Below are 15,626 nucleotides of genomic sequence, written 5' to 3' on the forward strand. Positions count from 1 at the left end.
TGCATGCCTTACATTTATTATCCCAATCGCTGTCTGGCATCTGTCGCGCGTTTTAACGCTTGACCGATAAAGTTGATCGCCAGAATTAACACCAAAATCAGCAGCGATGCTGGTAACCACATCCACCAGTAATTCTGTAAAATGTTCGGGTCTGTCGCATTACTGACAATGGTACCCAAACTCGGTGTTCCTTCTGGCAAACCGAAGCCCAGATAAGAAAGACCGGTCTCAATGCCGATATTACCGGCAAGATTGAGCGTCATATTCACGATGACGATGGAGCTAAGATTGGGAAGAATGCCAAACGCGATAATTTTCCAGTTTGGCGTACCAAGCGTTTTGGAAGCCTGAACATAGTCCAGTTCCCTCTCCGCCAGTACTTTGGCACGGATCAGCCTTGCTTTGCCGACCCACAGGAAGGCGGTCATAATCCAGATGAAAGCCCAGATATCATACTTGGGTACAATCGTAACGAATACGATAACCAGCATCAGAAATGGCAATACGAGAATGAAATCGATAAAACGCATAATGACGTTATCAATCACACCGCCGAAAAACCCGGCAACCAGACCGATTGTCAAACCGATCGCAGCAGCCAATACCGTAATCATGAAGCCAATCGTAAACGAGTTACGCGCCCCCAATACAACCTGACCGAAAATATCACGACCAGCAAGATCAGTACCGAGCCAGTGATCGGCGCTTGGTGCTGCCTTGATCGACATCAGATCGACTTTGGTCACCGTCGCCTGATCAATAAAAAAGGTAGAGCCATAAATGAAGACCAAAAACAACGCCAAAAATACTAATGAAATCAAAGCCAGCTTATCTTTGATCAATTCTCTTGTCAGAATCGACCAGCTGGATGGCGACTTTTGAATCGTTTCAGCAGGAGCAAATGTTTCTGCACGCATTCCCATACTCAGTCTCTTCCTCCGTTCATATTCAGATACCGGAACCGTTGCTCCGGATACGGCGATCTTCGCGCATTAGCTAATCCGGATACGCGGATCGACCCAGCTCAGAATAATATCCGACAACAGTGTACCGATCAATGCCAGTAAACCGGAGATCATAACGAGTGCCGTAACGACAGAGAAGTCACGCTGTGTAATGGATTGCAGGAATAATTGTCCCAGTCCCGGATAACCGAAGATGGATTCGATAAATAGATTACCAGCAAGCACCGCTGTCAGATCGTAGCCTAGAAATGCAGCGATTGGCAGCAGAGAGTTACGCAGGATATGGCGAGAATATACTTTCGATTCCGGCACACCTTTGGAACGCGCTGTTTTCACAAAATCTTTGAGTCGTGTATCGATGACTTCGTTGCGCAAATATTGAATGGTTGCCGTTGTACTGACAAAAGCACCAGCAAACGCAGGCAGAATCATATGATAGATACGATTTGCAAAGTAATCCCATGTACCCGGCTGTAAGCCAGGATCAATACTACCGCTCGTTGGGAACCAGCCTAGCTGGAAACCGAATACAAACACAACAACGAGTGCAAAGATAAATAACGGTGTTGCAAAGCTTAAATACGTATAGCCGGTAATCGTCTTATCCAGCAGACTATTCTGATAACGTCCACTAAGAATACCAAGCGGAATCGAAATAATATAAGTAAGAATCAGAATAGCTACCCCGAGATAAAATGTATTCGCCAGACGGCTGCCGATCAGATATGTTACATCGACTTTGTGCACATACGATACACCCAGATCTCCTTTGAACAAATTGCCTAACCAGCGTGCATATTGCACGGTAGCCGGATCATTGAGTCCAAGGCGCTCACGCTGCTCGGCGATCATTTGCGGACTCAGGTTTGGATTGTTTTGAATCAATCCGGTTAATGCGTCCCCCGGCATTGCTTTTGCCAGAAAAAATACCAGTACACTGAGCACGAACAACTGGGGAATCATGATCAGAATACGGCGAAGCGTAAATTTCCACATTACTTATGTCCCCCTTACGTTACGGTAGTGCTACCTTGTGTGATGAACTGATAGGTTTCAGCGCAAGCGGCTTGCCTTCCGCATCGAGCAGCTGTTGGAGATCTTCTTGATAGGATGACATAATATTTTGGCGCAGTTTAGCAGTTTCCTTGCGCTGTTCCGGGTCGATATTCGGAATCGCCGAGATCAGACGCTTTGTGTACACATGCTGTGGATTTTCGTAAATATCTTCTGTATTGCCCTGCTCCACCAATCGGCCACGATACATAATACCGATCTCGTCACACATGTGGCGAACGATACCAAGATCATGACTAATAAACAGATAGGTCAACTTGAATTCCTTTTGAATTTCTTTCATAAAGTTCAGTACTTGTGCCTGTACAGACACATCAAGCGCGGATACCGGCTCATCGGCAATGATCAGCTTTGGATTCAGTGTCAATGCTCGGGCAATCCCGATCCGTTGACGCTGACCGCCGGAAAACTCATGCGGATACTTGAATGCCGCTTCCGGGTTCAAGCCGACACGCTCCAGCAAATCCTGAATACGGCGACGCTCTTCATCAGGCGTCAGCTTCTCAAAATTGCGCAACGGTTCAGCGACAATATCAAGCACCCGTTTTCTGCCGTTCAACGAGGAATACGGATCTTGGAAAATCATCTGAATATCGCGGCGTAGCGGATGTTGATTTTTGTGTGCGATACGGGTCAGATCTTGACCTTCAAATGAAACAGTGCCGTCCGTAATTTTGTTCAAACCAATAATGGCGCGACCAGTCGTGGTCTTGCCGCAGCCGGATTCACCGACCAATCCATATGTAGTGCCTGGTTCGATGCGAATGGACAGTCCGTCCACCGCTTTGACTTGGCTTACCACACGCCCAAAAAAGCCGCCTCTGATCGGGTAATGCACTTTCAAATTATTGAGTTCCAGCAATGCCATCCAGTACGTGCTCCTTTCCTTCATCTTCAAAATGAAAATGCTGATAGCAGGTGCAGCGCACCCAATGCTGTGGACTGACCTCACTCAAGGTCGGATTGTCAGCATGCGCTGTCTGCGGAATCCACGGAATGCGCTCGGAGAAGCGGCAAGTACCACGCGGAATATTTTGCAGAGAAGGAACACGTCCCTGAATAACGTGTAGGTTTTCCTGTCCAGCATTAGCGCCAGGCATAGAAGCCAGCAGGGAACGAGTGTACGGATGAAGCGGATTTCTGAATAGGTCGTTTACATTGGCAATTTCTACGATTTCTCCTGCATACATGACAACAACGCGATCCGCCATCTCCGCTACGACACCAAGGTCATGCGTGATGAGAACGATACCGGCTTCCGTTTCTGCCTGCAATTGTTTCAGCAGATCCAGAATTTGCGATTGAATCGTTACATCCAGCGCAGTTGTCGGCTCATCCGCAATGATGAGTGATGGACGGCATGCAATCGCAATCGCGATCATAATACGCTGTCTCATCCCGCCGGACAATTCATGTGGATACTGATTGTACACACGCTGTGGGTCAACAATATTGACATGTTGAAGCAGTTCGATCACAAGTTTGGTCTTGTCCTTCTTCGATAACGACGTATGATAATCCAGATTTTCTTCAATCTGTTTACCAATCGTCATCAATGGATTGAGCGCAGTAAGCGGGTCCTGAAAAATCATCCCGATCTCGGAACCGCGAATTTTGTTCATCTGTCCTGGCGATAGCTTGTTCAGGTCTTGTCCCTTAAATTGCAGCTCGCCCTGGATACGCGTATTTTTGCTATCGTGCAACCGTGTCAGAGAAAGTGCCAATGCACTTTTTCCGCAGCCGGATTCCCCGACAATAGCCAAAACCTCATTCTTGTTAATCGTCAAATCAAGCTGGTCGACAGCGGGATAATGATTATCCCTGATCCGAAAAGACACCGTCAGACCTTTGATTTCCAATACCGGTTCTGTGTTCAAAATTCTGGTTGCCCCCTCATCTCAAACTTTAACGCAATGTAAACAAACCTCGTAAGATTGTTATCATTTTATATTCATAATCTTCCACAGGTCAATAAAATTTATCTTTTTTTCAAATTGGCTAAAAGATTTTAGCAAAAAAGCTATCACCTGCTGTTATAAAGGTGATAGCTTTCTTCTATAGTCCTATCCTTATTTTACCTTATTATCCTGAGTTAGCAAGGGGTTTCTACCTTTATCCCGCTTTGAAATTTTCAAATATTGATCCAACTCGCGGCAGAGCTGTAGCGTAGCGGAATGAACTTCGAAATCTTCCCGGGTATCCGGCAAATCTAACGTAGCAAACGTCTGCTGAAATTGTACCAGCATCTTTTCCGTTTTACCGGTATAGTATGGTGCCTTCACATCTTCTGCCAGCTGCTCAAAGATAGCACCCATCTGCTCAGCATTCGGCATTTTGCAATACAGCTGCGAAACCAACTGCATCATATTTTGAATCGAATCCAGGTGCTGCTTGCGCATATGAAAATAAACGACCCATGACTCGTCAGGATGCCAGAACTGATTTTCCAGCTCACGACGTGCAACTACCAATCCTTGCTCTACTTTGCGCGTCGCTTCGATTACTTCTTTGCCATCCCACACATACGACGGATTCTCCATCGTGCGTCCAATCTGGGCAAACATCGCCGACATCAGCTCATGAATCTCCATCCGAATCACATTGAGCTTGGAATGCGGGTTCGGCATATACACCAGATTCACGACCGCCGCTGCGCCGAGACCGATCAGTAGCAGCTCCACTTCTACAAGTAACGCATGCATGGTCAATAATCCGCCGTTATAAATGTGTACCACCACAACCGAACTCGTTACAATTCCGCCACTGAACCGCGCCTTTGTAATGAGCGGGAACGCTACCAAAATGTACAGGGCGAATACCCAATGCTCAAATCCAAATAGCGAAAACAACACAAACGCACAGATCATACCAATGAGCGATGCAAAAAAACGCGCCGAAATTGTCATCAGACTGCGTTTGCGCGTTACATCCACTCCCAGAATAGCGAGCAGTGCTGCCGACATTGCGCTGGGCACCCCTAAAGCGCTAGCTATAACAACAGCCAGCAAAGCAGCAATGGCGGTCTTGATCACGCGAAAACCCATTTGTTCTTCTCTCCTTACCTATCGCTTTCTGTATCTATTCATTGTCTATTGGAATGTTTTTATCCTACTTCATTTTGCCCGGTACGACAACGTGAAAATACGGACAATCTTACATTTCGACAATCATTCTGCAACAATTCAGCATATGACGAATCTATATCTCATTGTTCACTTTCTACTATTAATAATAGACTAGCATTTTTTCCAGTAACCATTTCTTTCATTCTAATAATTCCATATTTAACATTCACCACTTGCGTTTGTGTAATTGTTGGTCTATACACAAACAGAGTGAGCATCCTCGCACTAGGCAGGGACACTCACTCTATTTCCACTTTACGTATTCACAATAGCAGCTATGGAATGTAGCAATAAGGTTGATATCATTACTATTCTGTTTCAAAAAAATTCATAGTTGCAAAGATGATATACCTTAGGTTTTTGAAGATACTACACGTTAGGCTTTTAAATTAAGATTGTACGTTAAGATTCTAAGAGAACTATAGTGAGATAAAGAGAACTACAGAGAGATACAGAAATCTATAGAGAATTATAGATAGATTCAGTGAGATATAAAGAGATAGAGAGATCTAAAGACAATTACAGGCTATAAATATCCGTATATTTCTGCTCCAAATAATCTGCCAGATAATCCGGGTTCAGCTCTTCCCCAGTAATATCACGAATCAGCTCAAATGGCGTTCTGCTTTTGCCGAAACGATAAATTTTGTCAGTCAGCCACTCTTTGATCGGCAACAGATTGCCTGCTGCGATCCATTCTTCAAACTGTGGCAGCTCTTGACGCATCGTATTCGTAATTTGCGCTGCATACATATTGCCAAGTGAATAGGAAGCAAAATATCCAAAGTCTCCACCCGACCAGTGCACATCCTGCAATACACCAAGCGCATTCGTAGGCGGCGTAATACCGAGATACTCCTCATACTTGCTGTTCCATACGGTTGGCAGATCTGCAACTGCGAGATCTTCATTGAATAGCATTTTCTCAATCTCATAACGGATGATAATATGCAGATTGTACGTCAATTCGTCTGCTTCGATCCGAATCAAGGAATTCTCGACCCGGTTAGCAGCACGGTAAAATTGCTCTTTATCTACATCAGCCAGTTGTTCTGGGAATAGCTGTTGCAGCTTATCATAATACTGATCCCAGAATACGCGACTGCGACCGACCACATTTTCCCAGAAACGGGATTGCGATTCATGAATGCCCATCGATGTACCCGTAGCTAACGGCGTACCTACCAGATCGGTAGAGATATTTTGCTCATACAGAGCATGTCCGCCTTCATGCAGAGAACTGAAAATTGCGCTCAGCAGATCATCCGGGTAGTAGTGAGTCGTAATGCGCACATCGCCCGGGTTCAGTCCCGTTGCAAACGGATGCTCACTTTCGTCCAGACGACCGGCGTCGAAGTCATATCCCATTTCTTTCAGCAAAAAGTGACTGATCTCTTCCTGCTTTTGCAGATCGTAATTTTGCTTGAGGAAATCATGCTCAGGCGTGTAACCAGACTGCTGAATGTTTTGCAGTAATGGCACGAGACGTGATTTTAGACGATCAAATACAGCGTCCAGCTTCTCTACCGTTATATCTGGTTCAAACATATCCAGTAGCGTATCGTACCGCGTGTCTTTCGCTCCCCAGTAACCGATAAATTCGCGCTTCATATCTACAATCTCGGTCAACAGCGGTGCAAAGCCTTCAAAATCATCCTTATGTTTTGCCTCTTCCCAGACTGTCTGTGCATGCGTCGTCAGACTGGCATACTTTTGAAAACGTTCTGCCGGAACTTTGCGGTTGCGATCGTATTCGTCTTTGCATTCCTTAACCGAACGACGATCGTTGTCGCTCAGCTGCTCAGAGATTTCAGTACGAGACAGAAACTCCACATATTCGCCCATCTGATCGGAGATCGACAGTTTAAATGCTTCCGTAGCGAGCACACCGATCGTATCGGCGCGCAGCTCGGCACCTTTGCGCGGTGCACCTGTACGCAAATCCCAACCTAGCAGAGCGAGAGCTTCATTGTAACTACTGATTTTGCGGACAAGCTGCTGGAATGATTCCAGTATCTGTTGTACATTTTGATCCATAATCAGGTCTCCTTTAATAGATGGGTTTGATGATGTAATGATATCTTGCTGCACATTCATTATGCTCAACTATTGCACAAACGACAACATTTTGAGCGGCAAATCGTCGTTACTGCTTGATGATCTGTTTGGCGCACATTATAATCAATGTTACATACACTGTTCTTCAGCCGTCAAGATGAAGCTACTGAGTCTATGACTATGCAGAACAATATTACATGTTGAATGTTCACTTTGGATATTTGTTCATCATTTTGACCATCGTGAATAAATATCAACAATATTGAATATAAATACAATGCGATTTGCATTGTTCAGGAGGAGATCTCATGGATTCATTGTCAAAGATCATGCAGTTTAACGAAGAGTTCGTTTCCAGCAAACAATACGAAGCGTACAGCTCCAGTCCGTTTCCAGACAAAAAGCTTGTCGTCGTAACGTGTATGGATACCCGTCTTACCGAGCTGCTACCACGCGCGATGAACATCCGTAACGGCGATGCCAAAATCATCAAAAATGCCGGTGCTGTTATTTCCCATCCATATGGTAGTGTTATGCGTAGCGTGCTGGTTGCACTCTACGAGCTGCAAGCCGAAGAAGTTATCGTATGCGGTCACTACGGTTGCGGCATGGCTGCACTGAATGCAGATCATATGATTAATGAGATCAAAGAGCGCGGTGTTTCCCCAACAGTACTGACAACTTTAGAACATTCTGGAATTGATTTAAAAAGTTGGTTGCAAGGGTTTGGTAACGAAAAGAACGGGGTAATCAATAGCGTGGATATCATTAAGAATCATCCATTACTTCCCCCCCATGTACCGGTGCACGGCATGATCATTGATCCCTCGACAGGTCAATTGGAATTGCTTGTGAACGGGTACGCCCAGCAAGAAACTTCCATTTAGCGGACGGATCTAACGGCTTCCTACATAATCTTGATTGCGGAAGAAGCCGCCCATACCGCCAGGACACGAAGACTACTTCGTGTCCTTTTTATTTTGTCTGCGCACTAGGCTGTTCGGTCTTTATAAAAAAATACATAAAAACCATAAAAGTTTTTGAATCTTTTTACGATTGTTTACGTACCGTATGTCATGCAGCTTTTAGCTACTCTCAGCAGCCGTTCCTCTTCATTTTTTGCTGTCAGCTGAACTGAAACATAACGCCCGTAACAACCATGCAGCGGATTGGCCGATCCTTTTACCTGCTGGAGTGTATTTCTGTACGGGCGCACAGTTGAACAGCTTACATTCGTTGTGACTTTCGATATGTAATTATGAAAATTGTTTGTCTATTTCCCTTTATTTTTGTGTGTTTTCCCGGATTTTGTCGTCGCCTTTCTTGCGAAAGCATACAGTTGTAGTGTACACTTTATCTTAAATCGGCCGATTTGCTGCTTGATAGATAGGAGAGACTGACTTATGAATACGCTATCGTATGGTTTACTTGCATTGCTTGCCCGCAAGCGTTCTTCCGGTTATGACCTGATGCTTAGAATCCAGCCTTTCTGGCAGGCAAAGCATAGTCAAATTTACCCACTGTTGTCCCGTATGGAGGAGCAAGAATTGCTCACTGCGGAATGGGTCAAACAGACGGATAAACCGGACAAAAAGATTTATGCAATCACCCCGACAGGTGAACAAAAGCTTCAGGAATGGATTCAACTGCCTGCCGGCGAACCGGTAACACGCGATGAACTTGTACTGAAAGCATTCTGTCTATGGATCACAGATCGCGATACCGCTATCTCGTTGTTCCGCAAGCGTTCCATTTTCTATCAGGAACAAATCCACTATTTCGAGCAAGCAATTCACAAAATGGCGGACGAGAGCCATCATTTCGGTTCTCCTGACTTTGGACTGTACATCCTGCGTCAAAAAGCGCTCGGTACAGCCCGTTCGAACATGGAATGGACAACCTGGGTAATTGATACACTCAAAAACTCAGCTCCATCCGAAGCGACAAATGAACCGCAACATCAGTAATTTGTAATATTTAAAAGTAAATGTTTGAAACGCTCGGGCTTCCTGTTCGTATACGTGTAGAAGCACCAAAAATTCAACTTACCAGAGGGAGCATACAGATAATGAAAAAAGTGCTTATGGTCTTCATGGCATTTACGTTATTCTTCGCTTCGCTTGGCATCGCCAGTGATGCGGATGCAAGACGCGGTGGTGGCGGATTCAAATCCCAGCCTAAATCGTACACAAACACACCGAACCGTGCGGACAACAACAGCGGCAGTGTGAACAGCACTAACCGTTCTGGTACCAATAGCTCGACAGCCGGAACAACAGGCAAACGTGGATTTTTCAGCGGCGGTAGCTTCTTTACCGGTCTGATGGTCGGCGGTCTGGCAGGCATGCTGTTTGGTGGCATGTTTGCAAATATGGGCTTTATGGGCGATTTCCTTGGTCTGCTCGTGAACCTGGCAGCTATTTATGTACTCTTTATTGCAGCTCGCGGCATTTATCGCATGATTCGTCAGCGCAAGAAACCGGCTGACCCTTACGACAGACGCTAATGGCAATGACGCTGAGCATGGACGAGATTATTAATGCGGTATGTTTGAACATCGCCGAACGAAAAGGCATTAAGCCTACGGATGTTACTGTTCAACTGGCATGGGAGGAAGATACCGGCTATACTGCGGAAGTCTGGTCACTGGGACGCAGCCAGTACCTGATCGAAAGTAATCTCTACGAAGCCATTCTGCGCTACATGTTTTCTGAATACAACGCGAGAGTATTTCGTGAACAGGTGGAATTGATCTTGAATGAAGAAGCTGAAGAGATTCAGGCGATCATTCGCGATTGATGCACGATCCGTCCTGGCTGTTGATTGATACCTGTGCTAACACTTGTATCGTATCCTTGTACACACCACCGGACGCACTAACGACTGAAAATAAACCCTGTCCTATTGCAGATTACTGCGATAGCGACAGGGTTTTTGGTATGCTGCTCTACTAGGTTCTAAAACGCTTTCTTGTTGACAAGCCACTCCTTGCTTGTTAGAGTTTTAGTGACAATCACATTCATTTCAGGGATGTTACCCGCGGGGCATAACCTGAACGATATCGGCAGCCAATGATCTGTAATGGGCCGATCTCGTTCGGGTTTTCTTTTTTTCTGGCCCTCTTCCCTACTAACTCTTATCTATTCACTACGGAAGGAGATTTATCATGTCCAATTTTACATTTCCCGAAAACTTTTTGTGGGGTGGCGCTATCGCTGCCAATCAGGCGGAGGGTGCTTATCTGGAAGATGGCAAAGGGCTGACACTTGTCGATCTGCTACCTACTGGTGACAAGCGTCGCGATATTATGAAAGGTTATGTGCCGGGTTTGACACCGCTGGAAGGTGAATTTTATCCGTCGCATGAAGCGATTGACTTCTACCATCGTTACAAGGAAGATATTGCTCTATTTGCCGAAATGGGCTTCAAATCGCTGCGGATCTCGATCTCGTGGGCGCGTATCTATCCAACTGGTGAGGATGCACAGCCGAATGAGCAAGGATTGCAATTTTATGATGATCTGTTTGACGAACTGCTGCGTCATGGGATTGAGCCGATTGTTACGCTGGCGCATTTTGACGTGCCTGTAGCATTGATTGAGAAATACGGCAGCTGGCGCAGTCGTGAATTGGTCAGCCTGTTTGAGACGTATTCACGTACGGTGCTGGAGCGCTACCAAGACAAGGTCAAATACTGGATGACTTTTAACGAGATTAATATGCTATTGCATCTGCCATTTCTCGGTGCGGGCTTGACCTTTAGTGAAGGCGACAATGTGAAGCAGATTCAGTATCAGGCGGCGCATCATCAGCTGGTTGCGAGTGCACTGGCAGTCAAAGCGTGCCATGAGCTGATTCCAGACGGTCAGATTGGCTGTATGCTGGCAGCGGGAAGTTTCTACCCGTATACGTGCAACCCGGAAGATGTATATCAAGGGATGGAAAAAGATCGGGAATCGTACTTCTTTATCGATGTGCAATCACGCGGTGAATATCCAGGTTATGCGCATCGCTTCTTCCGCGATCATAATCTGCATATCGATATGCAGGACGGCGATGCTGAGCTGCTCAAGCAAAATACGGTTGATTATATCGGCTTCAGCTATTATTCCAGCCGTACGACCAGCACCGATCCTGAAGTGATCAAAAATATGACTTCCGGCAACGTATTTGGCTCGGTTGCCAATCCGTATCTGGACAAATCCGAATGGGGCTGGACGATCGATCCGAAGGGCTTCCGTATTACTGCCAATCAGCTGCATGATCGGTATCAAAAGCCGCTGTTTGTAGTAGAAAACGGTCTGGGAGCAGCGGATGAGCCAGCACAAGACGGGGATGTGCATGACGACTATCGAATAGATTATTTGCAGCGTCATATTGCCGAGATGGGCGAAGCGATTCAGGATGGCGTGAATATTATCGGTTATACGAGCTGGGGACCGATTGATATTGTCAGTGCATCATCGGGTGAGATGCGTAAGCGTTACGGTTATATTTATGTAGATCGTGATAACGACGGCAACGGAACGCTGGCACGTAGTAAGAAGAAAAGCTTTGACTGGTACAAGCAGGTCATTGCCAGTCGCGGAAGTGATTTGAGTTTATAATTTGGTTGTTTATGTGTTTATGATGCAGATTTCGTTGTTCAGTGATCTGCGATGAGTAGCAAATAACTAGCTATTATTATTTATATTTATCGTTTTAGCAGCATCAGAATATGCGGATAAGTCGGCAGACTATAGAAGCATATTCTGATGTTTGATATGTTATCGTGTAGGGATATTTTCAGATTCACGTTTTACAAGTGCGTAGATTACTCATCCCCCTATTCTCCATTCTCTACTGATCATTTTGATATTCAGAGGCAGATTTGCTTGTTCATACTTTAAGATACGCTTACTATGACTGATCCATACAGAAATATGATTATGCTTTTTTACGTCATGGAAGCGTTGACAGCTTGCTATGTTACAGCTACACTAAACCTAACATTATGGATACGATCATGTTCATATTGGATTGGGATTGTTACTGGTCTACAGGCAAAACCTGAGCCGCCAACTAAAGGAAGACGAGAACGTCTCCCCTGCTTTGTCGTGCTTCGGTTTTTTTGTATTGGAATAGAGAGTACATAATAGCTATCAGACAGATGATGTAGCGGAATTGCGTGAAATGCTTGGAACACTTGAAAGACGTTAAATATGTGAAATGCGTGAAATACAACTATGTTATGAATGATATGTTTGGCAAGGATGCAGATCGGGGGATTCATATGAAAATTGCAAAGGTGATCAACAATAACGTAATCAGCGTTTTTCAGGCGGACGGCACGGAGCTGGTAGTAATGGGTCGGGGCATTGCGTTTAAGAAAAAGCCCGGCGATGAAGTGGAACAACGTAATATTCAGAAAGTATTTGCTCTGAAAAATAAAAAGGCTTCGGATAACTTCAAAATGCTGCTACGTGAAGTGCCGATTGAGCTGATTGTGATCGTAGAAGAGATTATTTCATACAGTCGCCAAATGCTCGGCAAGTCACTGAACGAGAATATTTATGTCTCGCTGACTGATCATATGAATTTTGCGATTGAACGGCATCAACAAGGGCTGGAGATTCGCAATGTGCTGCTATGGGAGATCAAGCAATTGTACCGCGAAGAATTTGGCATCGGTCTAAGAATGCTGGAACAGATTAAGGACAAGATGCAGATTGAACTGCCTGAGGACGAAGCAGCATTTATTGCTATACATATCATCAATGCAGAGATGAATGAAGATGTTAGTACGACGATGAATATTACGCGCTTTATGCATAGTATTATTAATATCGTTAAATATCATTTCAAAACAGAGTTTGAGGAAGATTCGCTAAATTATTTCCGTTTTATTACTCATCTCAAATTTTTCGCGCAACGCATTATGCACAAAACTCATTACGATAACAATTACGATCATCTGTACAGCATGATTAAGGAACAGCATCAGGATGCAGCGGCATGTACAGAGAAGATTCGCATATTTGTGCAAAAGGAATATGCGCATGCGTTAACCAACGAGGAAATGCTGTATCTTACCGTACATATTCAGCGTATTGTGAGTCGCAATTGATTAGCGCGGTTTACAATTATCTTTTGCTATATGTCAAATAATCTTTACCAGAGCGCAAACCTCAGCTATTTCAAATGTATGCGTTGACAAAAATATGAAAGCGTTATATCGTAAGGGTACAAATTGCATATAACCGGACTCGGATTGTTACTGGTTGAGCAGGCAAAACCTGGGTCATGATAAGCGGCAAGGACGTTATTATTCGCGTTGTCCTCCGTTTGTCATGGCTCAGGTTTTTTATTGCCAAAAATTGGAGGTGTCGAGTATGAATTACGAAAATCTGGCAAAAGAAATATTGCAAGGTGTCGGCGGGGAGCGCAATGTATCTTCTCTCGTCCACTGTGCAACACGGCTTCGTTTTACACTCAAGGATCAGTCCAAAACGGACAAATCTACACTGGAGAAGACAGATGGTGTCATTACCGTCAAGGAAAGTGGTGGGCAGTTTCAAGTCGTCATCGGTAATACGGTGCCAGAGGTATACGAAGCGATCGGTCGTATCTCCAATCTGTTACATGATGACAAGAAGGAAGACAAATCTGCATCTGCCAAAAAGGGATTTGGTAGTATTGTGGATGTGATTTCCAGCATCTTTGCTCCGTTGCTTGGGGTAATGGCAGGTGCCGGTATTTTGAAAGGATTGCTGTTGATTGCGAGTAATGTAGGCTGGCTGAATACGAAAGAAACGACGTACATCATTCTGATGGCAACAGCGGATAGTTTATTTTATTTCTTGCCACTGTTGCTGGCAGTCACGACAGCGCGTAAATTTGGCGGCAATATCTTCACTGCGCTTACAATAGCGGGCGCACTTCTCTATCCGTCGATTATTGAATTGAAAACAGCGGGCACGGAAACGAGCTTTTTCGGTATTCCCGTTATTATGATGAGTTACTCCTCTACAGTGATTCCGATCATTCTGGCAGTCATCGTATTGAGCAAGCTGGAAAAATTCTGTAATCGTCATATTCATGAAAGTGTTAAAAACTTCGTCACTCCACTTATCTCGCTAGTTGTGATGGTGCCGCTGACATTGATCGTATTCGGTCCATTTGGCGTGTATGTTGGTAATGTAATTGCGACTTCCCTTGTCGCTGCGTTCGGATTCAGTCCATTGATCGCTGGTGCGATTATGGGTGCATGCTGGCAGTTGTTCGTGATCTTCGGTGTTCACTGGGGTCTTGTGCCGATCTTCATCAACAATGTCGCGGTGCATGGACGTGATGGTATCAAGCCTGCGGCGGCAGCTTCCGTATTTGCCCAGACTGGCGCAGCCTTTGGCGTTATGTTAAAAACGAAAAACAAAAAGCTCAAAACACTCGCCGGTTCTGCTACTCTCTCCGCTCTATTCGGGATTACAGAACCAGCAGTATACGGTGTAACGTTGCCGCTGAAGCGTCCGTTTATTGCCGGAATTATCGGCGGTGCGGTCGGTGGTGCCATTATCGGTCAGGCAGGTACGCAGGCATTCGCTTCTGGCGCGCCGGGACTGCTGACTTTGCCAATCTTTTACGGACCGGGTGGTCAGGGCTTTCCCGGCTTACTTATCGGGATTACTGCTTCCTTCCTTATTTCTGCAACGTTAACGTACTTGATGGGCTTCCAAGATCCGGTGGAAGACACACCAGTTGAGCCTGCGGCCACTCCGGTTACTGGCATAACTGGCAAAGTCGATGAAAAGGTACTAAATCCGGTTGCCGGTCATGTTGTACCACTAACAGAAGTACCTGATCCAGCCTTTGCCTCTGAAGCGATGGGCAAAGGCATCGCCATCGAACCATCTACTGGGCGGGTAGTCGCTCCGTTTGACGGCACGATCACGGTCGCATTTAAAAAGAAACATGCGCTGGCAATTGTATCTGATCATGGTGCTGAAATTCTCATTCATGTCGGAATTGATACGGTGCGACTCGAAGGCAAGCCTTTTACACTGCATGTGCAGGAAGGTGATGTCGTAACCGCGGGGCAGTTATTATTGGAGATGGATTTGGAGCAAATTCGTACTGCGGGTTGTCCGACAGTAACGCCGATTATTGTGACGAATACGTTTGATTATGCGGATGTACTGCCGCTACAGCAAGGAATGGTGCACGAACAGGTGGAGCTACTCCATATCATAGCACCACAGACCGACTCACAATCTGATTCGCCCTCCAATACAGGTGTTCCAGTAAACAAGGCAAAAGAAGTGCTTCTATAAAGCTCAGCTTGATAGACTGCTATCGTACAACTTGTTCATGAGTCAAAAGTCAAATGTGTGGCTTATTCATGAATCAAACATATGACTTGCTCATGGATC

Annotated in this window: 13 protein-coding genes; 7 read left to right on the forward strand and 6 right to left on the reverse strand. The window is 45.3% G+C overall.

Features of this window, described 5'->3' with window-relative positions; all coding sequences use genetic code 11:
* Nucleotides 1-17: 17 nt before the first annotated feature.
* The 6 genes from ACDE64_RS13600 to ACDE64_RS13625 form a co-directional block, all read right to left on the reverse strand.
* Nucleotides 18-917 carry an ABC transporter permease gene (locus ACDE64_RS13600; protein WP_411350296.1) on the reverse strand — a complete coding sequence of 300 codons (900 nt, stop codon included), beginning with the start codon at nt 915-917 and terminating at the stop codon, nt 18-20.
* A gap of 75 nt (nt 918-992) precedes the next feature.
* Nucleotides 993-1,961 carry an oligopeptide ABC transporter permease gene (opp4B, locus tag ACDE64_RS13605; protein ID WP_411347163.1) on the reverse strand — a complete coding sequence of 323 codons (969 nt, stop codon included), beginning with the start codon at nt 1,959-1,961 and terminating at the stop codon, nt 993-995.
* A 19-nt stretch (nt 1,962-1,980) separates the two neighbouring features.
* On the reverse strand, nt 1,981-2,907 hold the full coding sequence (locus tag ACDE64_RS13610; protein ID WP_411347164.1) for an ABC transporter ATP-binding protein: 927 nt from the start codon (nt 2,905-2,907) through the stop codon (nt 1,981-1,983).
* Nucleotides 2,885-3,916: an ABC transporter ATP-binding protein gene (locus tag ACDE64_RS13615; protein WP_411342670.1), complete on the reverse strand. Its 1,032-nt coding sequence runs from the start codon at nt 3,914-3,916 to the stop codon at nt 2,885-2,887. Before ACDE64_RS13615 ends, ACDE64_RS13610 begins: the two co-directional genes overlap by 23 nt.
* Before the next feature lie 192 nt (nt 3,917-4,108).
* Nucleotides 4,109-5,083 (reverse strand): aromatic acid exporter family protein, encoded by a 975-nt coding sequence (locus ACDE64_RS13620; protein ID WP_411347165.1) that lies wholly within the window; start codon nt 5,081-5,083, stop codon nt 4,109-4,111.
* 600 nt (nt 5,084-5,683) lie between these two features.
* Nucleotides 5,684-7,201 (reverse strand): carboxypeptidase M32, encoded by a 1,518-nt coding sequence (locus tag ACDE64_RS13625; RefSeq protein ID WP_411347166.1) that lies wholly within the window; start codon nt 7,199-7,201, stop codon nt 5,684-5,686.
* A gap of 329 nt (nt 7,202-7,530) precedes the next feature.
* Between ACDE64_RS13625 and ACDE64_RS13630 the strand changes: the two genes are divergently transcribed.
* The 7 genes from ACDE64_RS13630 to ACDE64_RS13660 all read left to right on the forward strand — a co-directional run bounded on the left by ACDE64_RS13630 (nt 7,531) and on the right by ACDE64_RS13660 (nt 15,527).
* Nucleotides 7,531-8,109, forward strand: a complete 579-nt coding sequence (locus ACDE64_RS13630; RefSeq protein WP_411342673.1) for a beta-class carbonic anhydrase — start codon at nt 7,531-7,533, stop codon at nt 8,107-8,109.
* 516 nt (nt 8,110-8,625) lie between these two features.
* The gene (locus ACDE64_RS13635) at nt 8,626-9,189 is read left to right on the forward strand and encodes a PadR family transcriptional regulator (RefSeq protein WP_411342674.1); all 564 of its coding nucleotides are present in this window, start codon (nt 8,626-8,628) and stop codon (nt 9,187-9,189) included.
* A 101-nt stretch (nt 9,190-9,290) separates the two neighbouring features.
* The gene (locus ACDE64_RS13640; protein ID WP_411342675.1) at nt 9,291-9,728 is read left to right on the forward strand and encodes a hypothetical protein; all 438 of its coding nucleotides are present in this window, start codon (nt 9,291-9,293) and stop codon (nt 9,726-9,728) included.
* 5 nt (nt 9,729-9,733) lie between these two features.
* The gene (locus ACDE64_RS13645; RefSeq protein WP_411346794.1) at nt 9,734-10,021 is read left to right on the forward strand and encodes a YxcD family protein; all 288 of its coding nucleotides are present in this window, start codon (nt 9,734-9,736) and stop codon (nt 10,019-10,021) included.
* 367 nt (nt 10,022-10,388) lie between these two features.
* Nucleotides 10,389-11,828, forward strand: coding sequence for a 6-phospho-beta-glucosidase (locus tag ACDE64_RS13650; RefSeq protein WP_411347167.1), 1,440 nt, complete (start codon nt 10,389-10,391; stop codon nt 11,826-11,828).
* 665 nt (nt 11,829-12,493) lie between these two features.
* Nucleotides 12,494-13,327 (forward strand): BglG family transcription antiterminator LicT, encoded by an 834-nt coding sequence (gene licT / locus ACDE64_RS13655; protein ID WP_411342677.1) that lies wholly within the window; start codon nt 12,494-12,496, stop codon nt 13,325-13,327.
* 265 nt (nt 13,328-13,592) lie between these two features.
* A complete protein-coding gene (locus ACDE64_RS13660) occupies nt 13,593-15,527 on the forward strand; it encodes a beta-glucoside-specific PTS transporter subunit IIABC (RefSeq protein ID WP_411347168.1) in 1,935 nt (644 codons plus the stop codon).
* Nucleotides 15,528-15,626: the final 99 nt, after the last annotated feature.

The sequence above is a fragment of the Paenibacillus sp. WLX2291 genome (genome assembly GCF_046603665.1).
Taxonomy (GTDB): domain Bacteria; phylum Bacillota; class Bacilli; order Paenibacillales; family Paenibacillaceae; genus Saccharibacillus.